This window comes from Pseudomonas glycinis (genome assembly GCF_054871425.1).
In genome coordinates this window covers 184,669-209,308 of the sequence record NZ_JBTYHF010000008.1, presented here as the reverse complement: position 1 = coordinate 209,308, position 24,640 = coordinate 184,669, and the positions used below count along the sequence as shown (strand labels likewise).

The 24,640-nt window shown below is 60.7% G+C and carries 23 protein-coding genes and 1 pseudogene; 12 read left to right on the top strand and 12 right to left on the bottom strand.

Going from position 1 to position 24,640, the window contains the following annotated elements; translation table 11 throughout:
- Nucleotides 1-118: 118 nt before the first annotated feature.
- The 3 genes and pseudogenes from ACYSTU_RS20070 to rimA form a co-directional block, all read left to right on the top strand.
- Nucleotides 119-1,195 (top strand): annotated as a pseudogene (locus tag ACYSTU_RS20070) (methyl-accepting chemotaxis protein); the annotation flags it as partial.
- Complete coding sequence (locus ACYSTU_RS20065; protein ID WP_370695147.1) at nt 1,181-2,053, top strand: methyl-accepting chemotaxis protein; 873 nt, start codon at nt 1,181-1,183, stop codon at nt 2,051-2,053. The pseudogene ACYSTU_RS20070 and the gene ACYSTU_RS20065, both read left to right, overlap by 15 nt.
- A gap of 139 nt (nt 2,054-2,192) precedes the next feature.
- A complete protein-coding gene (gene rimA, locus ACYSTU_RS20060) occupies nt 2,193-3,002 on the top strand; it encodes a S6 modification regulatory phosphodiesterase RimA (RefSeq protein ID WP_499001164.1) in 810 nt (269 codons plus the stop codon).
- A gap of 58 nt (nt 3,003-3,060) precedes the next feature.
- On the opposite strand, the gene ACYSTU_RS20055 is transcribed toward rimA, so the two are convergent.
- From ACYSTU_RS20055 to ACYSTU_RS20025, 7 genes are all read right to left on the bottom strand, one after another.
- Nucleotides 3,061-3,246, bottom strand: a complete 186-nt coding sequence (locus tag ACYSTU_RS20055) for a DUF6691 family protein (RefSeq protein WP_372339876.1) — start codon at nt 3,244-3,246, stop codon at nt 3,061-3,063.
- 76 nt (nt 3,247-3,322) lie between these two features.
- Nucleotides 3,323-4,108: a transporter substrate-binding domain-containing protein gene (locus tag ACYSTU_RS20050; protein ID WP_499001162.1), complete on the bottom strand. Its 786-nt coding sequence runs from the start codon at nt 4,106-4,108 to the stop codon at nt 3,323-3,325.
- A gap of 58 nt (nt 4,109-4,166) precedes the next feature.
- Entirely contained in the window at nt 4,167-5,036 is an 870-nt protein-coding gene (gene copD / locus ACYSTU_RS20045) for a copper homeostasis membrane protein CopD (protein WP_136493810.1), read from the bottom strand.
- Nucleotides 5,037-5,039: 3 nt separating this feature from the next.
- Nucleotides 5,040-5,414 carry a copper homeostasis periplasmic binding protein CopC gene (gene copC / locus ACYSTU_RS20040; RefSeq protein WP_122612652.1) on the bottom strand — a complete coding sequence of 125 codons (375 nt, stop codon included), beginning with the start codon at nt 5,412-5,414 and terminating at the stop codon, nt 5,040-5,042.
- Nucleotides 5,415-5,446: 32 nt separating this feature from the next.
- Complete coding sequence (locus ACYSTU_RS20035; protein WP_499001158.1) at nt 5,447-6,316, bottom strand: copper resistance protein B; 870 nt, start codon at nt 6,314-6,316, stop codon at nt 5,447-5,449.
- An 11-nt stretch (nt 6,317-6,327) separates the two neighbouring features.
- Complete coding sequence (locus tag ACYSTU_RS20030; RefSeq protein WP_499001156.1) at nt 6,328-8,025, bottom strand: copper resistance system multicopper oxidase; 1,698 nt, start codon at nt 8,023-8,025, stop codon at nt 6,328-6,330.
- A gap of 102 nt (nt 8,026-8,127) precedes the next feature.
- Nucleotides 8,128-8,598, bottom strand: a complete 471-nt coding sequence (locus ACYSTU_RS20025) for a hypothetical protein (RefSeq protein WP_071173016.1) — start codon at nt 8,596-8,598, stop codon at nt 8,128-8,130.
- A 164-nt stretch (nt 8,599-8,762) separates the two neighbouring features.
- Between ACYSTU_RS20025 and ACYSTU_RS20020 the strand changes: the two genes are divergently transcribed.
- Entirely contained in the window at nt 8,763-9,431 is a 669-nt protein-coding gene (locus tag ACYSTU_RS20020; protein WP_499001154.1) for a ribonuclease T2 family protein, read from the top strand.
- Nucleotides 9,432-9,608: 177 nt separating this feature from the next.
- Here the strand turns inward: ACYSTU_RS20020 and ACYSTU_RS20015 are convergent, their stop codons facing one another.
- Entirely contained in the window at nt 9,609-10,466 is an 858-nt protein-coding gene (locus ACYSTU_RS20015) for a LysR substrate-binding domain-containing protein (protein ID WP_264365528.1), read from the bottom strand.
- A gap of 109 nt (nt 10,467-10,575) precedes the next feature.
- Here ACYSTU_RS20015 and ACYSTU_RS20010 point away from each other — a divergent pair, with 109 nt between their 5' ends.
- The 3 genes from ACYSTU_RS20010 to ACYSTU_RS20000 all read left to right on the top strand — a co-directional run bounded on the left by ACYSTU_RS20010 (nt 10,576) and on the right by ACYSTU_RS20000 (nt 13,811).
- A complete protein-coding gene (locus ACYSTU_RS20010) occupies nt 10,576-11,283 on the top strand; it encodes a haloacid dehalogenase type II (protein WP_499001151.1) in 708 nt (235 codons plus the stop codon).
- A gap of 11 nt (nt 11,284-11,294) precedes the next feature.
- Nucleotides 11,295-12,068: an aldolase gene (locus ACYSTU_RS20005; protein ID WP_499001148.1), complete on the top strand. Its 774-nt coding sequence runs from the start codon at nt 11,295-11,297 to the stop codon at nt 12,066-12,068.
- Nucleotides 12,069-12,242: 174 nt separating this feature from the next.
- Nucleotides 12,243-13,811, top strand: coding sequence for a sensor domain-containing diguanylate cyclase (locus ACYSTU_RS20000; protein WP_122880654.1), 1,569 nt, complete (start codon nt 12,243-12,245; stop codon nt 13,809-13,811).
- Between the two features lie 159 nt (nt 13,812-13,970).
- Here ACYSTU_RS20000 and ACYSTU_RS19995 read toward each other — a convergent pair whose 3' ends face one another.
- Complete coding sequence (locus ACYSTU_RS19995; RefSeq protein ID WP_130888349.1) at nt 13,971-14,318, bottom strand: hypothetical protein; 348 nt, start codon at nt 14,316-14,318, stop codon at nt 13,971-13,973.
- Nucleotides 14,319-14,507: 189 nt separating this feature from the next.
- Here ACYSTU_RS19995 and ACYSTU_RS19990 point away from each other — a divergent pair, with 189 nt between their 5' ends.
- From ACYSTU_RS19990 to ACYSTU_RS19975, 4 genes are all read left to right on the top strand, one after another.
- Nucleotides 14,508-14,948 carry a carboxymuconolactone decarboxylase family protein gene (locus ACYSTU_RS19990; RefSeq protein WP_016775423.1) on the top strand — a complete coding sequence of 147 codons (441 nt, stop codon included), beginning with the start codon at nt 14,508-14,510 and terminating at the stop codon, nt 14,946-14,948.
- Nucleotides 14,949-15,198: 250 nt separating this feature from the next.
- Nucleotides 15,199-15,690 carry a sigma-70 family RNA polymerase sigma factor gene (locus tag ACYSTU_RS19985; RefSeq protein ID WP_136493806.1) on the top strand — a complete coding sequence of 164 codons (492 nt, stop codon included), beginning with the start codon at nt 15,199-15,201 and terminating at the stop codon, nt 15,688-15,690.
- Between the two features lie 40 nt (nt 15,691-15,730).
- Nucleotides 15,731-16,708: a FecR family protein gene (locus ACYSTU_RS19980; protein WP_136493805.1), complete on the top strand. Its 978-nt coding sequence runs from the start codon at nt 15,731-15,733 to the stop codon at nt 16,706-16,708.
- 98 nt (nt 16,709-16,806) lie between these two features.
- Nucleotides 16,807-19,233, top strand: a complete 2,427-nt coding sequence (locus ACYSTU_RS19975) for a TonB-dependent siderophore receptor (RefSeq protein ID WP_122699454.1) — start codon at nt 16,807-16,809, stop codon at nt 19,231-19,233.
- 54 nt (nt 19,234-19,287) lie between these two features.
- On the opposite strand, the gene ACYSTU_RS19970 is transcribed toward ACYSTU_RS19975, so the two are convergent.
- Nucleotides 19,288-20,796, bottom strand: coding sequence for a trypsin-like serine peptidase (locus ACYSTU_RS19970; RefSeq protein WP_499001142.1), 1,509 nt, complete (start codon nt 20,794-20,796; stop codon nt 19,288-19,290).
- A gap of 93 nt (nt 20,797-20,889) precedes the next feature.
- Complete coding sequence (locus ACYSTU_RS19965; RefSeq protein ID WP_499001139.1) at nt 20,890-22,041, bottom strand: MFS transporter; 1,152 nt, start codon at nt 22,039-22,041, stop codon at nt 20,890-20,892.
- Between the two features lie 244 nt (nt 22,042-22,285).
- On the opposite strand from ACYSTU_RS19965, the gene ACYSTU_RS19960 reads away from it, so the two are divergent.
- Nucleotides 22,286-23,266 carry a diaminopimelate epimerase gene (locus ACYSTU_RS19960; RefSeq protein ID WP_499001136.1) on the top strand — a complete coding sequence of 327 codons (981 nt, stop codon included), beginning with the start codon at nt 22,286-22,288 and terminating at the stop codon, nt 23,264-23,266.
- A gap of 128 nt (nt 23,267-23,394) precedes the next feature.
- Here ACYSTU_RS19960 and codA read toward each other — a convergent pair whose 3' ends face one another.
- Complete coding sequence (gene codA / locus ACYSTU_RS19955) at nt 23,395-24,630, bottom strand: cytosine deaminase (RefSeq protein ID WP_122612641.1); 1,236 nt, start codon at nt 24,628-24,630, stop codon at nt 23,395-23,397.
- Nucleotides 24,631-24,640: the final 10 nt, after the last annotated feature.

Genomic DNA, 24,640 nt, shown 5'->3' with positions numbered 1-24,640 from the left:
CTGGAGCGTCCCGTATTACGCCTTGGATGACGACCCCCGAATGTCTGGACGGTGACTGTGGTTACTGGAGATCAATTTTTGTGCCTGGCGTTTCGCGTCAGGACGTTTGAGGCTGAATATGGCAGTAGCATCGAATTTCCTCGGTGACATCAAAGTTTCCCGCAAGCTGGGAACCGGCTTCGGCATTCTTCTGCTGGCCGTTTTGGCGGTTGCCTTCATTGGCTATAACAGCAACAGCGTGCTGGTTGATCGCTTGAGTACGACGCGCCTGATCGGCACGTTGAATGACGCTACGCAAAATATGCGTCTGTCCGAGAAACAGTACGAAGCCGCCGCTGACGCAGCCTTCGCCGAGTCCTATAACGCGCAGTTGAATGTCTTGCAGGGCCTTGTGGGCAAGGCGCTGGATACGTTGACCCGCGCTGAAAACCAGCAAGCCCTGAAGGCGCTGCAAACCACGATTGTTGCCTACGACCAGAAGGTGAAACGGCTGATCGCTGCCGACCAGTCGACCACGGATGCGTTGAAACCGCTGACGGCGCTGTCGGACAAGTACGCGCAAACTTTTGCCGGCATGCTTGAAGGCACCACGACCAGTGCACTGGCGTCTGCCGATGGTGAACGCGTTCGGGAGCTGCGTACGGTGGCCGACTTGCGCAATGGCATGACCACGTTTCGCCTGATGTTGCGTCGTTACATCGCGGTGCCCAACGACGTGAACAAAAAACTGCTGATGGAAACCATCGATAGCTTCTTGAGTGATATCAGCAAGGCGCGCACCAGCCTGCCGACGGCGCTGTCGAGCCAACTGGAAGAAGCCCACGCCGGCATGCGGCGTTATCGCGAAGTACTGGTGGAAGTGGCCGGGCTGTTTGAGCAGAAGCAGAACATGCGCGAGCAGGTCGACCAGGAAAGCAAGGCGATGGACAAGATCATGAGTGGCCTGATGGACACCCAGCAGCGCCTTGCACATGAGGATCAGCATTCGGCTTTTATTCAGATGGCGGTATTGACTGCGCTGGCGCTGGTGATCGGGCTGTTGGCTTCGGTGGTCATCTCGCGCCAGATTACTGCGCCGCTGGCGCTGACGGTTGATCTGGCGCGACGGATTGCCAAAGGCGACCTGACGGTCCAGGCCAGGTCTGCGCGCAAAGATGAGTTGGGCGATCTGCAAAATGCGATGCAGGAGATGGCGCAGAACCTGAACACGCTGGTGCAAGGTATCGGCAATGGCGTCACGCAGATTTCCACCTCTGCGGAAAAGCTCTCGGCCATGAGCGAGCAGACCAGCGCAGGTGTACGTCAGCAAAAAAGTGAAGTGGATCAAGTTGCCACGGCGATGCACGAAATGGCTTCGACGGTGCAGGAAGTTGCGCGTAACACCACCGATGCCTCCGCTGCCGCGACCCTCGCCGATCAGCAGGCGCGCCACGGCAGCACGGTGGTCAAGCAGGCGACGGTGCAGATCAGCGAACTTGCCATGGCCATTGAGGAGTTGGGCGGTGCGATGAACGTGCTGACTCAGGACAGCGAGCAGATCGGCAAAGTCATCGATGTGATCAAAGCCGTCGCCGAGCAGACCAATCTGCTCGCGTTGAACGCCGCTATTGAGGCCGCGCGGGCGGGTGAGCAGGGTCGTGGTTTTGCTGTGGTGGCAGACGAAGTGCGCTCGCTGGCACAGCGCACGCAGGACTCGACCAAGGAAATCGAAGCGCTGATCGTCACTCTGCAACAAGGCACGCAAGCGGCCGCGACGCTGATGACCTCAAGCCGCGAACGCACCCTCGATACGGTGGTACTGGCGCAGAAGGCCGAATTGGCGATTACCGAGATCAATCAGTCCATCGGTACGATCCAGGAAATGAGTCTGCAGATCTCGGCCGCCGCCGAGCAGCAAAGTGCCGTGGCCGACGAAATCAACCGCAGCATTGTCAGTGTGCGTGATGTGGCTGACCAGTCGGCTGTCGCCAGCGAAGAAAGTGCGGCGGCGACGATTGAGTTGGCGTCACTGGGGCAGGACCTGCAGCGAATGACCGCGCATTTCCGCACCTGACCATTTAACGTCGAGCACGCGGCGCCTTTGCATATTCAGGCGCCGCAGGGCTGCAGTTGTTGCCTGGTTTGCAGATGACGCAATCCTGCAACTGATCATTTATCACCATGGAAGGTTACAACCCGTTATCAGGGGTGTCATGACCGACTTTCCAAAATCATTCGCGTCTCCCGGTGGCTGCCAGGGCTGTAGAAACAAAGGTGTGCCAGAGATGGATTTCGCCTTCGCTTTCCAGCCCATTGTGGACCTGCGCGATCAAACGACGTTTGCCCATGAAGCGTTGGTTCGCGGCGTGAACGGCGAAGGCGCCTTGTCTGTCCTCGAGCAGGTGGACGATCAGAACCGTTACCGATTCGATCAACTGTGTCGAGTGCGGGCAATTTCCACCGCGGCTGACTTAGGCATGACGCAGTACCTGTCGATCAACTTTCTGCCGAATGCCGTTTACCGGCCGGAGATGTGTATTCGCAGCACATTGGAAGCGGCGCGCACATACGGCTTTCCGCTGGAGCGGCTGATCTTCGAAGCCGTGGAAGGCGAGCACGTTGAAAGCAACAAACACTTGATGAATATCTTGCGTGAGTATCGTGAGTTTGGTTTCAAGACGGCCATCGACGACTTTGGCGCAGGCTATTCCGGCCTTAACTTGTTGGCGGATTTTCAACCGGACCTGATCAAGCTGGATATGGCGCTGATCCGCAATATTCACCGTGACCGCGTACGCCAGACCATCGTGCGCAACGTGGTGATCATGTGCAGAGAGCTGGGCGTGGAAGTGATCGCTGAGGGCATAGAAAGTGCCGAGGAAAGAGACTTTCTCGCCGATTGTGGCATTTATCTGATGCAGGGCTACTGGTTCGCCAGGCCCGCCTTCAAATCATTGGCGCAGATCTCGACGAGTGCGTGGCTGGGGAGATCATCCAATCCGCGCTCTTATGCAAAACATTGACCCCCACCGACACTGGCTGCCGTCGGTGCCACGCGCCTGAAAGCCGGTTGCTCTTCGGTCACGGGTTGCGTCGGGTTTCCAGCAGCGTAAATAGCCCCATGCCTGCGAGCATCGCCAATACAAAAACCATTGCCTGCCAGTGGCCCGTCAACAGGATGGTCAGTGCCGGGCCGGGGCAGATGCCGGCTATCCCCCAACCGACGCCGAACAGCAGGCCGGCCAGGAATGCATTCAGTTTGAGCATGCTCAGATTCCCGACACCGCAAGCATTGAGCGAACCGTTCCCTCAACGCGCGCGGTGGCCGGCGGGGGGCAGTGGCTTACTGCGGCACCGCAATCCACTCACCCAACGTCTGCTGATACTTGCCAGTGACCTTGCTCAAATGCAGCCACTGATCGACATACAGTTTCCAGCTGATGTCGTCGCGTGGCAGCAGGTAAGCCTTCTCGCCGTATTGCATGTATTGATGCGGATTCACAGCGCACAACCCCGGTTTGAGTTTCTGCTGATACAGCGCTTCCGAGGCGTCGGTGATCATCACGTCGGCTTTGTTGTCGAGCAGTTGCTGGAAGATCGTCACGTTGTCGTGCAGGGCTAGTTGCGCTTTGGGCAGGAAGGCGTGGACGAAGGCTTCGTTGGTGCCGCCGGCCGGTTCGACCAGGCGTACGTCAGGCTGGTTGATCTGGTCGATGGTCTGGTATTTGGACTGGTCGGCGCAGCGCACCAGCGGGATCTTGCCGTCGGTGTCGAGGGTGTTGCTGAAGTAGGCCTTTTTTTGCCGTTCGAGCGTGACCGAGATGCCGCCCATGCCGATGTCGCATTTGCCGGCCTGCATGTCGGGCATCAGGGTTTTCCAAGTGGTCTGCACCCATTGCACTTTGACGCCGAGGCTGTCGGCCAGGGAGCGGGCCATGCTGATGTCGATGCCTTCGAAGTCGCCATCGCTGGGTTTGAAGGTGTAGGGCTTGTAGTCGCCGGTGGTGCAGACGCGCAACTGACCTTGTTGCTGAATGCTGTCGAGGTGGGACGTGGCGGGGTCGGCGTGAGCGCCAGTCGCCAGGGTCAGCAGGCCGCCGAGGATCATCGTGCTTTTTAGTGTTGTCATTGAGATCGGGCTTCTGAAAGGGAAGGTGGCCCAGTGTAGTGAAAGCCTTCCACGGGTGTCATCCCGGGTCCGGACTCAATGTGCCCAGCCACGCCACCAGCGCCACGATCAGCAGGGCAAGGGCCAACTCCATTACGACACTGCGCCGCAGCGCGTTCGCGGCGATGAGGTGCTGGCCGTCGCGCAGCGATTGTTGCAGTGACGGTCCAAGATGAAAGCGGTTCAACGCAGCGAGCACCAGCATCACGGCAAACGCCAGCACCTTGATCGCCAGCAGCTGCCCGTAGGTACCGAACAGCACTCCGTCGAGCCTTGGGCCGACGATGAAAAGATAATTCATCACGCCGGTGACCGACACCGTCAGCACGATCACCGCGCCCACCCATTCGAAGCGTTTCACTGCATCGGCGATCAAGCGAAGGCGTGTATCACCGATCCGCCCGCTCGCCATCAACACCAGCGCCAGCAAGGCACCCAACCAGGCTCCCGCCGCAAGCAAGTGCAAGATGTCGCTGAGAAAGTGCCAGAACCGCAGCCATCCTTCGTCCATCGCGCCATGCCCGCTCCATGCCAGCGAAGCGAGGGCAATGGCGCCTGCCAACGACGCTGGCCACAGACTCGGCCGGATCACCACGATGGCCAGCGCTGTCATCCGCAGCGCCCACGCCAGGCCAACGTCCGTTTCCAGCAGCATCATCTGCAGGTGCGGCCATAACGCCGCGAGCTGGGTTTCGCCACTCATGGCGCGGGTCATCAGCACCAGCCCGGCCACTGACAGCAATGCCCCTGTCACTGCCATGCCCCGCAACAACGGACGGAACCGCAGCAGCGCGTTGAAGCTGTACAAGCCAAACAACGCCAGCCCGAACAACAGCAGCAAATCCACATACAAGGCGAACCGCAGGATGATGTTGAGCAGGTCCGCCATTGTTCACTTCACTTTGAACGTGACGTTACCGGTGATCGGGTGCGTGTCGGCGGACACCGCGCGCCACTGCACCTGATAGGTGCCGGCAGGCAGCGGGGCGAGCGGGGTGATCAGCATGGTTTTCGGATCGCTGCTGGCGCTGACCTTGGCTTTCATCGGCATCGGCGAGTGAGCCATGCCACCCATTTCGGTCATTACCAGTTTGGCCCCGGAGAACTGCGTGACCAGGTTCTCGGAAAAATGCAGCTCGATCCTGCCCGGCGCGGCGCCTTCCGCGCCTTCGGCCGGCGTCGACGAGAGCAATTTCGGATGGGCTTGGGCGAGGGCGCTCAGGAGCAATCCGCTGGCGAATATCAGGGGCAGGGTCAATGTGCGCATGCAAGGTCTCCGATTTGTTTTTTTAGAAGAATTCAGAACCACAGCCTGACCCCGAGGACGAGGCGCGCCTCACTGCGATCCTCGTCTTCTTCGCGGGCATAGTCGGCGGTGTTGCCGTAAGTGCGATTCCACGTCACGCCGATATAAGGCGCGAATTCGCGGCGGATTTCATAGCGCAACCGCAGGCCCGCCTCGGTATTGGACAACCCTGAGCCGATGCCTCGCTGCGGATCGTTTTTGCCGTAGATGTTGAGTTCTGCGGTCGGCTGCAGGATCAGTCGATTGGTCAGCAGGATGTCGTAGTCGCCCTCCAGGCGTACCGCACTCTGGCCGCCCTCGCCGAGGAAAGCCGTGGCTTCGGCCTCGAAGTTGTACAGCGCCATGCCTTGCACGCCGAACGCGGCCCAGGTTTGCGGTGCGCCGGGTTTGAAGTCCTGACGCACGCCGCTGACCACGTCCCACCATGGTGAAATCGCGTGGCCCCATAGCGCTTGAATTTCCGCGTCTTCAGTCTTGCCGTTGTTGCGCTCGCCTTCAGAGCGCAGCCACAGCCGATCGGTATCCCCGCCGATCCAGCCGGACAGATCCCAAGCCAAAGCGCTGCCGTCATCGGCGTTCTGCCATTCGAGTTTGTCGGCAAGAAAGTAGCTGTTTATGACGCTGTCATGCACCTGATGACCGCCGGGGCTGGTGAACACCGCAGCACGGTCGGCGTCGGTCACGGGCGCAATCGGCGTGCGGCTTTCGCTCGGCGCGGCGGGCTGCATCATGCCGTCGTCCATGCTCTGCATCGCCGAATGATCCATCCCGGGCATCTGGCTGTGGTCCATGCCCTGCATATCGTCGGCGGCCATGGCAGAGGTGCCGGCGAGCAGCAGCGAAAACACGCTGAGTCGAGTCATGATGGACCTCTTCATTCTTCCACCCGCACTTCGCGGAACATGCCCGTTTCCATGTGATAAAGCAGATGACAGTGATAGGCCCAGCGGCCGAGGGCGTCGGCGGTGACGCGATAACTGCGGCGGCTGCCGGGCGGCATGTCGATGGTGTGTTTGCGCACCTGAAAGTTGCCGTTTTCGTCTTCCAGATCGCTCCACATCCCGTGAAGGTGGATCGGGTGGGTCATCATGGTGTCGTTTACCAGCACCAGGCGGATGCGCTCGCCGTATTTCAGCCGTAGAGGCTCGGCATCGGAGAATTTGATGCCGTTGAACGACCAGGCGAATTTCTCCATGTGGCCGGTCAGGTGCAGTTCTATCGTGCGGCCCGGATCGCGGCCGTCCGGGTCCTCGAAGGTGCTGCGCAGGTCGGCGTAGGTCAGCACTCGGCGGCCGTTGTTGCGCAGGCCGAGGCCTGGGTCGTCGAGCTTTGGCGCGGTGATCATGGCCTGCATGTCCACCAGCGGATTATTGTTTTCACTGTCGGGATGGGCTTGCATCGGGCCCATGCTGGAGTGATCCATGGCGCTCATGTCCATGCTGCCGTGATCCATGCCGCCCATGCCCATGTCGTCCATGCTCACCAACGGACGCGGATCCAGCGCCGGCACTGCTGCCGACATGCCGGGGCGTGTGGCGAGAGTGCCACGGGCGTAACCGCTGCGATCCATCGCCTGAGCGAAGAGGGTGTAGGCCTCGGTTGCAGGTTCAACGATCACGTCATAGGTCTCGGCCACGGCAATGCGCAGTTCATCGACGCTGACCGGTTTGACGTGCAGGCCATCGGCAGCCACCACCGTCATCTTCAGTCCCGGAATGCGCACATCGAAATAGGTCATGGCCGAGCCGTTGATCAGGCGCAGGCGCAGTTTTTCGCCGGGACGGAACAGCCAGGTGAAGTTGTCATCGGGGGCCTGGCCGTTGATCAAAAAGGTATACGTGGCGCCACTGACGTCGGCGATGTCGGTGGGGTTCATGTTCATTTGCGCCCACATCGTGCGATCGGCAACCGTGGCGCCCCAGCCTTTTTCACTGACGTCGTTGATAAAGTCGCCAACGGTGCGTTTGTGAAAGTTGTAGTAGTCGGACTGCTTTTTCAGGGTCTTCATCAGGCTGGCCGGGTCTTCGTCGGTCCAGTCGCTGAGCATCACCACGTAGTCGCGATCGTACTGGAACGGCTCCGGCTCTTTGGCCTCAATGACCAGCGGCCCATAGACGCCGGCCTGCTCCTGTAAGCCGGAATGGCTGTGATACCAGTAGGTGCCGTGTTGCCGAACCTTGAACTGGTAAACGTACACGCCCCCCGGTTCGATGCCATGGAAACTCAGACCCGGTACGCCGTCCATGTTCGCCGGCAGCAGAATGCCGTGCCAGTGAATCGAGGTGTCGGCGGTGAGCCGGTTACGCACCCGCAGCGTCACGGTATCGCCTTCGCGCCAGCGCAACAGCGGGCCGGGCAGGCTGCCATTGATGGTCATCGCTGTGCGTGCCGAACCCGTGAAATTGACCGGAGTTTCGCCGATGAACAACTCGAATTCGTTACCGCTCAGTTCGTTGACGGGCGCGGCGCCGTTCAGCGCCCAGACCGGTGTCCGCCAGAGCCCGAGGCCACCGAGCAAGCTACCGGCGGCCAGGCCTTTGACAAAAGTGCGTCTTGTGAGAATGGAAGGCATGCGCTGGAAATCCCCGTCTGGCTCATGACAGAGAGACTAGCCAGCCCCGGCTTTCAGTTGGCTGAGGCAAACATTACAGTTTTGTCAGTTAACCCGGGCGGCTTACAGGCTCAACCCTTGCTGCACCACCTGCAGCAGATTGTTTTCCGTCAGCGCGATCGCATCCAGCTCCTGGCCGGTCTCGATAGTCTGCAACCACCAATGGCTTTCGCCATGCTCGTCAACCGTGCGCAGCAACGACTGATCGCGCCCCGGCACCTTGATCTCGACACGTCCGCAACCGTCCTCGGTGAACCGCGCAATCGGATCGAAAATCAGACTGTGATTGTTCGCTTCGATCACCAACTGGTCGATGGCGTAGTCGTGGCTTTCGCCGTCCGGCGAACTTTCGCAAACGTGCGTAGGATTGCGCCGAATCTTCAGTCCTACTTCGGTGACTGGCTGTAGCCAGGCTTCGATGCGGTGGTACAAGTCGTATACCTGAGCAGGCCAGCAATCGATTTCCAGCGCCGCATCAGCCTGGGTATGCCGTGTCTGCTTGAGTCTGGCGGCGAGTTCGTCTGCTTTACTCATGTCGGTTCCCTTGTTGGATGTCTGCCTGTTCAGCGTAGACCTTTGCACGGCGCAGGGCCTTGCCTTGCGTCATGCGCTTGCAATACAAGCGTGTCGAAATCAGCACTGGCCAGGTCTGGCCAACAACGAAAACCACGGACGCAGGCGTCCCAAGGAACGGGTTAATGAAAAAGCTGTTTACAATTCTGGCGCTGATCGCGCTGACGGCCGGTAGCATCGGCATGAGTTCGGCGCGTCAGCCGGAGTCGAACAAAGCTCAGGCGGAATCGGTGGCGGGGGTGTTCGACTACTACCTGCTGGCGCTGTCCTGGTCGCCGACTTTTTGTCTGTCGCACAAGGACGACGCGCAGTGCACCGGCAAGGGTTATGGTTTTGTCCTGCACGGTTTGTGGCCGCAATACGCCAAAGGCGGCTGGCCAGAATCCTGCCCGCCGCTGACCAGGCTATCGGCGGCAGAAACCAGCAAGGGCCTGACGATGTACCCGACGAAAAAACTCCTCGATCACGAATGGTCCAAGCACGGTACCTGCAGCGGTCTTGGCGCGGTGGGCTATCTGGACAAGTCCGATCAGGCCCTCGGCGCGGTGAAGATTCCGCAGGCGTTACAGCCGTTCGGCTCGACGTCGTACTACTTCGAAGCGCAGGAGATTGTCGATCTGTTTCGCAAGGCCAATCCGGGTATTCCCGAAGACGGAATTGCGGTGGTTTGCAGCGGCCCGCAGCTGTCGGAAGTGCGGGTGTGCATGGACAAGGATTTGCAGTTCGGCGCGTGTGGCAAAGGGGTGAAGACGCAGTGCCGGGCGGGGGATATTCGGGTGCCGCCGGTACGGTGAACCATCCGTAATGAGCCAGGGAAAACAGGCGCTCCCGTGAGCGCCTGTTTTTTTGGCCTGAGGATTTGGAAATGTGAATATGAATACGAACCACGCTACTACTCAAACACCATGAACATCCCCACCGCCGACCTGCTCCGCGAAATCAACAAACCCGAATAAAGATCCTCGGGGGATTCAGGCATATCCCCCCGCATCCACCCCCAATTCCCCACGCAAAAACTCCACCAGCCCCCGCTGCAACCCGCTCAACACTCCCTCGCGGCTGACCAGCGCCAGTTCCGTCGGCGCCAACTCCGGCAGATCCGTACACACCTCATGCTCTGGCAATAGCGCCGAAACCGGCAACACCGAAACACCTAACCCAGACGCCACCGCCGCTTGGATCCCGGTCAGGCTGTGGCTGCCGAACGCCACTCGCCACGGTCGCTGCGCCACATCGAGCAAGCGAATCGCCCGCTGTCGGTACAGGCAGCCCTGCGGAAACAGTGCCAGCGGCAGCACACCGCTGGAGGTGTCGAAGTCGGTGCCTTTGACCCATACCAGTCGTTCCGGCCAGGTGGCCCATGCCGGGCCGCTGTCGGGTTCGCGTTTGATCAGGGCAATGTCGATGTCGCCGGCGTCGAGGCGTTGGCGCAGGTCGAGGCTCATGCCACTGATGGTTTCCAGGCGCGCCTGCGGATGGTTGCGGGTGAAACCGGCGAGGATCAGTGCCATGCGCCGGGCGTCGAAGTCTTCCGGCATGCCGATGCGCAGCACTTCCAGGTCGACGTCACTGGCCAGCGCTTGCGTGGCTTCGGCGGACAGCGCCAGTAACCGGCGCGCATAGTGGATCAGCAGTTCGCCGTGTTCGGTGACCGCGACGTTCACTCCGCTGCGGTCGCGCAGGAGTAGCGGGTGGCCGACCAGATCTTCGAGTTTGCGCACCTGCTGGCTGACCGTCGATTGCGTGCGGTGCACACGTTCGGCTGCGCGGGTGAAGCTGCCTTCGTCGACTACGCAGACAAAGGTTTTCAGCAATTCCAGATCCAGCATGGCGGCGTTCCTGATAGTTGATTTGCGAATGACGATCACGCATTTATTTAATTTCACACTATCACCGCACGCTCATAAGCTGAAGTCCTCACTCTGGAGGAATCGACCGATGACCTTGAACAACACGCCACGCCCGCACTGGCTGACCTTCGATTGCTACGGCACGCTGATTCAGTGGGATGAAGGACTGAAAGCCGTGGTCGAGAAAATGCTCAGCGGCAAGGGCGAGCACGCAGTCGACGCCGCTAAGCTGATCGAAGTCTACGACCGTCACGAGCATCGTCTCGAACAAACACCGCCGCACCGTTCCTTTCGGGAACTGAGCACCCTCGGCCTGCAACTGGCGCTGGCAGAGTTGGGCTTGCCGAGCCAGCCCGAGGACAGTCAACGCCTGGCGGCGGCCATCCCGAACATGCCGCCATTTGCCGAAGTGGTCGACACCCTCGCGCAGCTCAAAGCAATGGGATTCAAGCTGTGCATCGTCTCCAACACCGACGACGCGATCATTGCAGGCAACGTCGCGCAACTCGGCGGCCATATCGACCGGGTGATCACCGCGCAACAGGCCGGTGCCTACAAACCGGCGCCGCGCCTGTTCGACTACGCTCATGAGCAATTGGGCGTGACCCGGGATGAAGTGGTGCACATCTGCGCCAGCCCCATGCTCGATCACACGGCGGCGCGGGACATGGTTTTTCGTTGCGTGTGGATCGATCGCGGCACGGGTCGTCAGTTGTTGCCGGACTATCGCCCCGACGCGATCCTGTCCAGCCTCGATCAAGTGCTGCCGCTGTTCAAATCCCTCGGCTGGACCTAAGGAGAATTGCCATGGCTCATATCTTGAGCGGCACTGGCAAAGCCAGACCAAGCGCAACGCTGAACCTGGACACCGAGGCGATCATCACCGCCCGCAACGAACTCGCCGCGTGCTTTCAACTGGCCGCGCTGCATGGGCTGGAGGAGGGCATCTGCAATCATTTTTCGGCGATGCTGCCGGGGCATGATGATCTGTTTCTGGTCAATCCATACGGCTACGCTTTTTCGGAAGTGACAGCGCAAAATCTGCTGGTCTGTGACTTCGCCGGCAATGTGGTCGATGGCGATGGCGAGCCCGAAGCGACCGCGTTCTACATCCACGCGCGCCTGCACAAACAACTGCCACGGGTAAAAGTCGCGTTCCATACGCACATGCCGCACGCCACTGCGTTGTGCCTGTTGCAAGGCCCGCCGCTGCTGTGGCTGGGGCAGACTGCGCTGAAGTTTTACGGACGCACAGCGGTGGACGAGGATTACAACGGCCTCGCACTTGACGCGTCCGAAGGCGATCGCATCGCCAGCGTTATGGGCGACGCCGACATTCTCTTTCTGAAAAACCACGGTGTGATTGTCGCTGCGCCGACCATCGCCGAAGCCTGGGACGACCTGTATTACCTGGAACGCGCCGCGCAGGTGCAACTGCTGGCGATGGCCACTCAGCGCGAATTGAAACCGGTGCCTCATGCGATTGCGCAGCGCGCCTATGAACAGATGCGTGAAGGCGATGCGCAAAGTGCCCGCGCACACCTGACCAGCGCGATGCGACGCCTGGCCCTGCACAACTGATTAACCGTAAAGAAGCAATCGTAAATAAATCGACGAAAAGCGATCATCCAAACTCGCGACGCGCCGATAACTGGGCGGGAGGCGGGCGTTTGCCCGGTACATCCCGGTGGGCTACGCTCACACATACAAGGGTTTCGGGCTCGCGCCCCTGTCGTACCTGCCCAGGACATGCTTTTGCCAATCCCCATTCACGATCCGCATCAAGCCCCCGGCACGCTCAAACGGTTGCCGCTACGCAAAGCGGCGGTGCTGTTTATCGTTGCGGTGAGCCTGTGCCTGTGCGGTCTGCTGTACCTGCAACTGGAGCAGTCGCGGCGTCAGGATCTGGCGGTGGCGAAAATGGCTTCGGGCAACCTGACCCGGGCCATGGCGCAGCAGGCCGAGGACACCGTGCGGGCGGCGGATCTGGTGATGACCAGCCTGGTCGACTGGATTCAGGACGATGGTTATGGAGCGGCGCAGCGACCCCGGTTGCAGCGGATTTTTGCCCGCCGCGCGCAGCAACTGGATCAGCTGCATGGCATCTTTCTCTTTGATCGCGAAGGGCAGTGGATCATCACCTCGTTTGCCGATCTGCCTCGTGGCAACGGTGTGGCCGATCGCGAATATTTCAAGTTCCATCAGCAGAATGCTTCGACGGTTGCGCACATCGGCCCAGCGATTCGCAGCCGCGAAAACGGCGAGTGGATCATTCCGATTTCCAGACGCGTCAACGACCAGCTCGGCAACTTTCAGGGCGTGCTGATGGCGGGCATCCGCATGTCCTACTTCGATCAGTTCTTCAAAAGCTTCAGCCTCGATGACAGCGGCATCATGTTTCTGGCGCTGACCGACGGCACCTTGCTGGCGCGACGGCCCTTTGATGAGTCGTTGATCAATACCTCGGTGGCCCACGGCGAGATCTATCAAACCTTGCTGCCGAACGCTAACGCTGGCACCGCGATGCTCAACTCCGTGGTCGACGGCGTGACCCGCTTGTATGGCTATCGACAGCTCGCCTCGTATCCGCTGGTGGTCTCTGCTGCGACGTCGCAAGACACGATTCTGCAGGGCTGGTATGACCGCGCATTTCAGTCCAGCGTGATTGTCGCGCTGGTGATTCTCGGGGTTGGCCTGTTCGGCTGGGTGTTCATTCATCAAGTGCGCGACGGCGAGCGTATCGAGAAAAATCTGCGCAAGGCGCAACGGGCGCTGGAGCAGATCGCCACCCACGACAGCCTCACCGGATTGGCCAATCGGCGCTTGTTCGAGCGCTCGCTGGACATCGAGTTTGCTCGTGGTGCGCGCCAGGTCAGCCCGGTCAGCCTGATCATGCTCGATATCGATTTCTTCAAGCGTTACAACGATGCTTACGGCCATGTCGCCGGCGATCAATGCCTGGCGCAGGTGGCGCAAGTGGTGAAGGCCTGCTGCCAGCGCAAGTCGGATCTGGCGGTGCGTTATGGCGGCGAAGAATTTGCCGTGCTGTTGCCAGACACGGACATCAACGGCGCGCTGGCGATAGCCGGGCAGATTCGCCGTAGCGTGATCGACAAGCACATCATCCACAGTGGGTCGCCGACCGGTTATCTCACCGTGAGCCTGGGCTGTTATGCGTTTATTCCGCATGGCAACGACAGCCCGCAAGTGTTTATCCAGCGCGCGGACGCGGCGTTGTATCAGGCGAAAAACGCCGGACGCAATCGCGCGGCGGTGTTTACAGCTGAAGAGGGTTTTGCCGAGCTGATGCGTTCGGATCGCTGATTCTTTCAATCAACAGAAATCAGAAGTGGGAGCGAGCCTGCTCGCGAATCGGTGTGTCAGCTTGCATCAAGGTTGGCTGACAGACCGCTTTCGCGAGCAGGCTCGCTCCCACATTGAGTCCTGATGTATGCAGGACTATCTGGGATGGCTCTTGTTCGTTCAGCCGCCCGTGCCACCGCCCGCACCACCCGTGCCGCCGCCGGCCGAACCGGTGCCACCACCCGCGCCGGAACCTGAGCCACTGGCGCCGCCATTGGTGCCCGTTCCAGTGCCCATGCCCGAGCCAGTTCCTGTCCCTGTTCCTGTGCCAGTTCCGTTATTGGTTCCGCCAGAACCGCTGCCACCCGATGGCGAGCCCGGGGTGTTGTCTGGCGGCATGGTCGAGCTGCTGGCGCCGCCGGACTTGGTGCCCGTCGCATCGGTGCTGTCATTGGCAGCGAAGCTGGCGGCGGACGCCGTGGCGAGCAGGCCGGCCAACAATAACGAAGTGAATTTGCGCGTCATCATGGTACGTCTCCTGATAAAGGGGATTACCTGATATTGGTCTTGCGCACTGAAACCTTGGTGCCCGTCGAGTGACGAGCGGTCAGTCGCCGCGCCAAGTGGCCTACCGTTCTTCTGCAATATTGGCTATTTGCCGAAGCACCCCCGGGGACTAACGTAGCCACACATTCAATCGCTACCCCGGAGCCCACCATGCAACCTCGTGCCGATTTCTACACCGCTTCCCCCGATGCCATGAAAGCGATGATGGCGCTGGAAAATGCCGTCTCGAAACTGTCGCTGGAAAAGAGCCTGCTCGAACTGGTCAAGCTGCGCTCTTCACAGATCAACGGCTGCGCATTCTGCATCGACATGCACACCGCCGACGCGATCAAGGACGGCGAAACCCCACGCCGCCTGTTCGCCGTGACGGCATGGCGGGAAGCGCCGTTCTTCAGCGAGCGTGAGCGTGCCGCGCTGCTGTGGACCGAGTCGCTGACACAACTGAGCCTGACCCACGCGCCGGACGAAGACTATGAAGTCGTCGCTGCACAGTTTTCGCCGAAGGAACTGGTTGACCTGACCGTGGCGATCAACACCATCAACGGCTGGAATCGCCTGGCGGTGGGCTTCCGCAAACTGCCGCAGGCCTGAGGCATTCACGCTTTTCCCTTGTGGGAGCGAGCCTGCTCGCGAAGGCGACGTGTCAGTCACCATCATCGTTGCGGACATACCGCATTCGCGAGCAGGCTCGCTCCCACAGGGAGATCTTCAGTGTCCATCTGAACTCGGCCTCGTGTGAGCGCACCTTGCGCATCAAGAACACCATCACAGCGTGCATTGCTTTGTATTAATACGAAGCATTACTATTCACGCCCCTTTCTCACCACGCCGCCCATCCCCCATGCGCTCCCGCAGATCCGGCTTTTTCGAGCATTACGAAGAGTTGATCGGCACCTGGACTCGGCGCCTGCGCAATCGCGCGCAGGCCGAGGATCTGGCGCACGACACCTTTTTGCGGGTGCTCGAGGCAGATTCGGCGGCGGTGCAGCAGCCGCGTGCGTATCTGCATCAGACCGCGCGCAATATCGCGGTCGATGGTTATCGGCGGGAGGACCGGCGGGGCGTCATGGAGTCGGAGGCGGTCGAGGACACTGCGTCGTCGGCGGGCGATCCGGAGCATTACATGCACGCGATCCAGTTGGCCGATTCCATCGAACGCGCGCTCACCGAGCTGCCGCTCAACTGCCGCAAGATCTTTGTTTGGCAGAAGATCGAAGGCCTGACGCAGGCAGAAATCGCCGAACGCCTGGGGCTGTCCAAGAACATGGTCGAAAAGTATATGATCCGCACCCTGCGGCATCTGCGTGAGCGACTGGATGGCTTGCAATCATGAGCGCTTGGATCTTTTCATTTTCAGCCGGACAGGACATTCCATGATGGAAACGGGTGATTGCGCCTGTGGGCAAGCGGCGGTGCGTGACGAGGCGGCGGCATGGTTCGTGCGATTGCAGGAGCCGAATGTCAGCGTCGAGCAACGGCAGCGCTTCGAGGCTTGGCTGAACGAGCATTCGCAACACCGCGAAGAATTCCAGTTGCTGCAGGGTTTGTGGGCGGCGGCTGATCTGCTGCCGACGTCGCGTCTTCAGGCGCTTGCGCAAACTCCCCGCCGCGAACGCCGGCCGTTGCTGCGTTATGCCGTGGCCGCGAGTGTTCTGGCCGTGGCGCTGGGGCTTGGCCTGTTCAGTGGTTTGAATCATCCGGGCGCTTACCGCGCTGAATTCGCCACGGCGCCGGGTGAGCGCAAGCATGTGGCGTTGCCGGACGGTTCGCTGATCGATCTGAACAGTCGCAGCCGCTTGCAGGTGCGTTATGAGAAGGATCGACGGCTGATCGAATTGAGCGCGGGCGAGGCGATGTTCAGTGTTGAACACGACGCCTCGCGTCCGTTTATTGTCGAAGCCGGCAGCGGCAGGGTCACGGTCACCGGTACGCGTTTCGATGTGCGCCGAGATGCCACGCAGACCCGCGTGGCGGTGGAGCAGGGCACGGTGAAGGTGCAGGGAAGTGCTGCCCCGGACAACCAATTCATCAACCTCACCGCAGGCCTCGGCACGGCGGTCGATGCCCAGGGCAAGGTCCTGCCGGCCTACGCGGTCAACCCGGCGGAACTGACCGCCTGGCGTAACGGCAAACTGGTGTTCAACAACGCCAGCCTCGGCGAAGTAGCGGCGGAAGTATCGCGCTATCGCGACAAACCGCTGACCGTATCCCAGCCGAACGTGGCCAGCCTGCGCCTGACCAGCGTGTTCAAATCCGACGATACCGACGCCTTGCTCAAAGCCTTGCCGAGCATCCTGCCAGTGTCCGTTCGCACCTTGGCCGATGGCAGTCAGGAAATAATTTCCAGATAGCATTCAGGTTTTTTTCCAGTTCATCGTCTTCCTGTTCAACTGCAACTGGTTTGCATTAACAGCCGCACACTCTTGCGATCCACAGGACTGCGTACGACGTGAACATCACCACAACCCACAATAAAAAATCCCCTTGGTTGCCATTGGCTCTCGCGCTGGCGGTCAGCGCCGCGATGCCGTTGGCGTTTGCCGCTGAAGCCATTCATATCCGCGCGCAACCGCTGGGCCAGGCCTTGAGCGAACTGGGCCAGCAAACCTCGCTGCAGGTGTTTTTCAGCCCCGAACTGGTGGCCGGCAAACAGGCGCCAGCGGTCGACGGCGACCTTTCGCCGGAGCAGGCGCTGCGGCAGCTGTTGCAGGGCAGCGGTCTCGATTATCAGATCAATGAAGGCTCGGTGACGCTCGCTCCAGCCGCCACCTCCGCAGCCAGCAACGGCCCGCTGGAGCTCGGCGTGACCGACATCAAAGTGGTCGGCGACTGGCTCGGTGACGCCGACGCGGCGGTGGTGCAGAACCACCCCGGCGCACGCACGGTGATTCGCCGCGAAGCGATGGTCGAGCAGGGCGCGATGAACGTCAGCGACGTGCTCAAACGCGTGCCCGGCGTGCAGGTGCAGGACTCCAATGGCACCGGCGGCAGTGATATTTCCCTCAACGTCGGCGTACGCGGTCTGACTTCGCGCCTGTCGCCACGCTCGACTGTTTTGATCGACGGCGTACCTGCGGCGTTTGCTCCGTACGGCCAGCCGCAACTGTCGATGGCGCCGATTTCCTCGGGCAACCTCGACAGCATCGACGTCGTGCGTGGCGCCGGTTCCGTGCGTTACGGGCCGCAGAACGTCGGCGGCGTGATCAACTTCGTGACACGCGCGATCCCGGAGAAAACCACCGGCGAAATCGGCACCACCCTGGAAACCACGCAGTACGGCGGCTGGAAACACATCGACACCGCATTTCTTGGCGGCACCGCCGACAACGGCATGGGCGTCGCGCTGCTGTACTCCGGCGTCAACGGCCACGGCTATCGCGAGCGCAACAACGGCAACGACATCGACGACGTGCTGCTCAAGACGCACTGGGCGCCGACCGATCAGGACGATTTCAGCCTCAACTTCCACTACTACGACGCCAGCGCCGACATGCCCGGCGGCCTGACCCAGCGTCAGTACGACGACAAACCGTACGAATCGGTGCGTGACTACGACCAGTTCACAGGCCGACGCAAGGACGTGTCGTTCAAGTGGATTCGCCAGATCGACGAGCGCACCCAGGCAGAAATCCTCACCTACTACACCGACAGCTTTCGCGGCAGTACCATCGCCGCGCGCGATCAGCGCACCCTCAGCTCGTACCCGCGTTCCTACTACACCCTCGGCATCGAACCGCGCGTGTCGCGGGTGTTCGATGTCGGCCCGACCACGCAGGAAGTCAGCGTCGGTTATCGCTATCTGAAAGAGGCCATGCACGAAGAATCGAGTCGTCTGGCGCTGGTCAACAATCAGCCGGTGGTCACGCCGACCTCCGACGGCCATGTGTTCCAGGATCGCACCGGTGGCACCGAGGCCAATTCGGTGTATGTCGACAACAAGATCGACGTCGGCAACTGGACTATCACCCCGGGCATTCGCTTCGAACACATCAGCACCGATTGGCATGATCGCGCTGTCCTCGACACCGCTGGCCGCCCGGTACCGGAGAAAAACCGCAGCATCGAAAGCAACGAACCGCTGCCGGCGCTGAGCGTGATGTATCACCTGTCCGATGCCTGGAAACTGTTCGCCAACTACGAAACCTCGTTCGGCAGCCTGCAATATTTCCAGCTCGGCCAGGGCGGTTCGGGTGACAGCACCGCCAACGGTCTGGAGCCGGAAAAGGCCAAGACCTACGAGATCGGCACGCGCTACAACGATGATGTCTGGGGCGGCGAGGTGACGCTGTTCTACATCGACTTCGATGACGAACTGCAATACATCAGCAACGACGTCGGCTGGACCAACCTCGGCGCGACCAAGCACCAGGGCATTGAAGCGTCGGCGCACTATGACATGGCCGCCCTCGATCCGCGCCTCGATGGTTTGACCGCCAACGCCGGTTTCACCTACACCCGCGCCACCTATGAAGGCGAGATCCCCGGCTTCAAGGGCCGCGATCTGCCGTTCTATTCGCGGCAGGTGGCCACGGTCGGATTGCGTTACGAGATCAACCGCTGGACGTACAACATCGATGGCTTCGCCCAATCGAAACAGCGTTCGCCGGGCACCGGTGTGAATGCGGATGGCAGCTTCAATGGCAACTACATCACCGAAGGCACAGCGGATGGGCAGTACGGCGACATCCCGGGTTACGTGACCTGGAACGTGCGCGGCGGCTATGACTTCGGTCCGCAGGTGTCGAACCTCAAGCTCGGTGCCGGGGTGAAGAACGTCTTCGACAAGCAATACTTCACCCGCTCCAGCGACAACAACTCGGGGATGTATGTCGGCGCACCGCGCACGTTCTTCGTGCAGGCCAGCGTCGGTTTCTAAGGCGCTGTTTTGGCTGAACCGGTTTCACACGGCTCAGCCACAACAGGCCTGAAGCTATTGAGGAATCAGAAAGTCGATGGTCGGTCCGGGATTCCCAGCCAGGTCTGCGCCTTTGAGGCAGACGTTCTGCTGGCCATTGGCAACGGAAACATGGAACACGCCCGTGGAGGGCGGTACGCGCTGGAATCCCTGCCCGTCATTGCAGTTGACGCTCCCGGGCTGCCCGGACTTGTATTGAAATTGAAAGGGATCCAGATCCGGTGAGACCGGAAAAACCCTGACATCGTAGTCATCGTCACCCATCCATTCGATTTTATAGGCCGGCGCCAACGGCGCTGGTGCTTCCAGCAACCACCGCCAATAGATGCTGGGGGTTTTTCCATCCGATTGTTTTGGCACGTCCGTAGGCCGCTGTTGGCCAATCAGGCAGAGAAAATATAGCCCCGCACCTTCTTTGAGTTCATGGCTCAACTGATTCTCGGAACCAGGGCGAGCGGTTTGTACCTGGCTATACCCAGCAAGCGACTGGCATTCGTCCAGCGTGCGCGTATAGCGATAGCGGTAGTAGGGAGCGCTCAATGTGAAGGTTTGCAGCCAATGCCATGGCACGACTTGTCCGTGCTCGTCACGCTCGACTCTGATGTAATCGCTGTTTTGCGATGATGTTGGAAAAGACCATGCCGCTCCCAGTGGGCAGTCACCCGGACGCGGGTCGAAACGTCCCTTGGTGAAGCAAGCACCCAGACCTTCGGTTGTGGAGGCGTAGTTGGTGGCAGTTCGCTTGTTGACCTGCCCGGCAATGACTTCGCAGGGGGCGCCCTTGTCACATCGATTACGGTCACTTCCGCGCGTGGTAGTGCCCAACACACCCACGACTTCATTGGTATAACGCGCAAGCAATGGTGAGCCGGATAATCCACTGACAACATCGAGGCAACGGTTGCTCGATTGTCCTACCCATCGCCAAGGGCCTTCGATGACCGCTGCCGAATGTTCCTGTTTGCATGCCATTCGCTGAATGAAGCCGTTCACGGGCGCGCCGGTGATCAAAATGTTTTCTTCAGCGGGCAAGGGGGCATGCGCCAGTTTCAGAGGCTCGATACCGTCGCTGATCAACTGTTCCAGAGAGGTGGCAAGTTCAACGATAGAGATGTCTTGGCCACGTAGCGTGCTCCAGCCAATCCGGCCTACCGCATATGAGCGACTGTGCGGTTGCGTGTCGAAAAAATAATTGAACGTCACCCGCCCCTTTGCAGGCTGATTGACGATGACCTCGTTATTGCCTATCTCCGGATGTGTGCAGTGTCCGGAGGTCAGTACATAAGCCGGATTCGACACAGTGCCGGGTTCTCGTGTGTCAATGAGTGTACCGGAGCAGGTCATGCCGCCTTCAACTTCGACACGGCCAATGGCTTGCCAATGCGCATAACGTCCGTTGGCATTGGCCAGCCGCTCAGCGGGAGCAAAGTTGGCTGCGCCTTCGCCCCAGTCGTATTGATTGACGGAGGCGCATCCCTGGAGAAGAGCGATAAGTGCAACAGCCGATCCAATTCGAATGTTCATGACAGATTTCCATTTCCGCGGGGCTGGAAATCACCATGATTCAAAGGGTCGAAGCCTGTCTAGTGTCAAACCTGACAGGTGTCGCGCTAATCTTCATACTTTCAATGTCTTACCGCCGATGGCCACCGCGACCAACAGCACCGCCATGAGGCCAAAGGCAAAACTCAGGCTGCTGGCATGGGCGACAAAACCGATCACCGCCGGCCCGGCGAGAATCCCGGCATAACCCAGCGTGGTAATCGCCGGCACCGCGATGCTTTCCGGCATCACCGTCTGCTTGCCCACCGCCGTGTACAGCACCGGCACGATGTTCGAGCAACCGGCGCCGACCAGCGCATAACCGACCAGCGCCGCTTGCCAGCTCGGTGCGAAGGTGGCGAGAAACAGTCCCGCCGCCGCCAACAGCCCGCCGAACAGAATGATCCGCGTCGCACCCAGCTTGCGCACGATGCGATCACCGAGCAGACGGCCGACGGTCATGGTCAGGGCAAACGCTGCGTAACCCATTCCCGCGTAAGCCGTGTCGATCCCGCGTTCCTGAGCGAGGAACACAGCGCTCCAGTCCAGCGCCGCGCCTTCGGTGAGGAACACGATGAAGCACATGCCGCCGATGAACAGCACGATGCCATGGGGAATGGCGAACGCCGGGCCGGAGCTTTCGCTGCCGTAGGGCAACATGTGCGGCACGCACTTGAGCAAGGCGCCGATCAGCAACACGACGACGACCAGCATCGCTGCCAGCGGTGTCAGCCCGAGGCCGAGCAGGGCGCTGACGCCCGCCGCACCAACAATGCCGCCCAGGCTGAACAAGCCGTGGAACCCCGACATCATGTGCTTGCCGCTGGCGCGCTCGACGATCACTGCTTGCAGGTTCACCGTCGAATCCACCGTGCCGAGGCCGGCGCCGAACATGAACAACGTGGCGATCAGCGCCGGGATCGACGACACCGTCGCCAGCAACGGCAGCGCCGCGCAGATCAGCAAGGTGCCGCCGGTGGCTACGCGTCGGCAACCAAAACGCGTGGCGAGAATCCCCGCCAGCGGCATCGCCAGAATCGAGCCGACGCCCAGGCACAGCAGCAGTAATCCCAGCGTGCCCTCATCCAGCCCGGCTCGCGCCTTGGCGTACGGCACCAGCGGCGCCCACGCGGCGATGCCGAGGCCGGCAATGAAAAAGGCAACGCGCGTGGACATCTGTTGCAGGCGTCCGGGGACGAAGGTGTCTTGGGGGTTGAGGCTGGTCATATCGATCCTTGGCAAAAAAACAACTGCATCCCGAGTGACATTCTGACGGCGTTGAGGTTCGATCTCAGGCCTTTCGGGGCATAACGGTGAACATCCTACCCTGTGGGAGCGAGCCTGCTCGCGATAGCGGTGGGTCAAATATGGAAATGTCGACTGAGGCACCGCCTTCGCGAGCAGGCTCGCTCCCAAACTGGTTTGCGGTTTACAGTCGGATTTTCGCCAGGATGGAATACGGGAACAAGGCATGACGAAGTTCTACGACGCACGCGGCAATATCTACGGAGTGGTCTCGCCCCAAGCCTTGCGCGAGGCCGGGATTGCTTTGCCAGCGAGGGCCGCAGAGTGCGCCGCATCTCGGCAGCAATGGAGCGAGGCCGCCATCGCTTTGTGCTGTCACTGGCCCGAAGGCCAACGCCCGGCCAACAGCAAACCCCACCGCAGCGACGGCCTGCTGATCGGCCCGTTTCAGGCATCTGCGCCGTTCGATGTACTGATCGTCAACACCGACGGCAGCCTCGCCGAGCGCAGCGGTAACGGCCTGACGATTTTTTCTCAGGCATTGATCGAGCAAGGCTTGCTGCCGGAGCAGGGTGCAGTGTTGCGTGTCCATCATGACAAAGGTGAGCCGGTAACAACCTCGGTGAAACCGGCCCAAGTCGAAGGCGTGCGCGGTTTCTGGCTCGACCTCGGCCAGCCCGGATTCGGCCCGCAAGCCGTTGGGGCGCAGGCAGTCGAGAGCGTTCAAATCAATAATCGCGACGTCAGCCATGTCCAGCCGCTGGCGGAACTCGATCCTGACTGGAGCCACAGCCAATTCGTCCGTATCGGCAATCCGCACTGTGTAACGCTGCTCAGCGATGCAAGCGCGTTGCCTAGCAACGAACAGATGGGTGAATCACCGCTGAACGAGAGGCTGACGGCAATTGCCTATGCCAGGCCCACCGGTGCCGGCAATCCCTGCCCGGCGGGCGTCAATCTGCAATGGGCCGTGCTGGCGTCGCCGCAGAAAATCGCTGCGCGGGTATTCGAGCGTGGCGAAGGTCCAACCGCGTCATCCGGCACCAGCGCCAGTGCGGTCGCGTGTGCGGCGTGGCGGGTGGGTTGGGTCGAGGCAGGGGAGGTGCGGGTGGTCATGCCGGGTGGCACCGCACCGGTTTTGCTTGAGGTTTCGGGAGGGGAGTTGCTGCGCGTGAGATTGTTTGGCACGGCGCGGTTGGCGGGTTGATTCGACCGACGCTATCGCTGGCAAGCCAGGCTCCCACAGGTTTTGCATGAGGGCCCAATCATGTGCTCAACACAAAACCTGTGGGAGCCTGGCTTGCCAGCGATGAGGCCATCAGCCCCAGCGCAATCTCAACTGAACTCCACCACCGGCATCTGCCGCTTCATCAACACCTTGCCGCCGCGAATCGAATACAGCGGCAGGCCCTGGCTGCGGATCACTTCGTAATCACTGTCTGCCGAGAGAATCAGCAAGTTCGCCGGGCGGCCCTGTTCCAGTCCGTAGCGTTCGCCCAGGTGCATGGCTTTGGCGCTGTTGTCGGTGACCAGATCCAGCGCACTTTGCAGGTTGCGATAACCGAGCATGTGGCAGATATGCAGACCGGCTTCGAGCACGCGCAGGATGTTGCCGTTACCCAGCGGATACCACGGGTCGACGATCGAGTCCTGGCCGAAACACACGTTCATCCCGGCTTCGAGCAGTTCATTGACGCGGGTCACGCCCCGGCGTTTGGGGAAGTTGTCGAAGCGCCCTTGCAGGTGAATGCTTTCGGTCGGGCAGGAAACAAAACTGATCCCGGAATGGCCGAGCAGGCGGAACAGTTTGGCGCAGTAGGCGTTGTCATAAGAGCCCATCGCCGTGGTGTGGCTGGCGGTGACGCGGGCGCCCATGTCGCGGCTGCGCGCTTCTTCGGCAAGCACTTCAAGGAAGCGTGAATGCGGATCGTCGGTCTCGTCGCAATGCACATCGACCAGGCAGCCGGTGCGCTCGGCCAGGTCCATCAGAAACTTCACCGAGCTGACGCCCTGATCGCGGGTGTACTCAAAATGCGGAATGCCGCCGACCACGTCGGCGCCCATGCGGATCGCCTCTTCCATCAGCTCGCGCCCGTTGCGGAACGACTCGATGCCTTCCTGCGGGAACGCGACGATTTGCAGATCGATCAGGTGACGGCTTTCCTCGCGCACTTCGAGCATGGCCTTGAGCGCGGTGAGTTGCGGGTCGGTGACGTCAACGTGGGTGCGCACGTGCTGAATACCGTGGGCGGCCAGGGCCTGAATGGTCTTCTTGGCGCGGGTCTTGGTGTCTTCTTCGGTGATGGTGACCTTGCGCTCGCCCCAGCATTCGATGCCTTCGAACAGCGTGCCGCTCATGTTCCAGCGCGGCTCGCCCGCAGTGAGGGTGGCGTCGAGGTGGATGTGCGGCTCGACGAAGGGCGGCACCACCAGATTGCCGCCGGCATCGAGGTCATCCGGGCCGAGGGTCGGCGCTTCGGTCTGACGGGCGATGCTGCGGATCAGGCCGTCTTCAAGGTGCAACTCGTGCAGGCCTTCCTGGTTGCGCAGGCGGGCGTTGATGATGTGCATCAGGCAAATC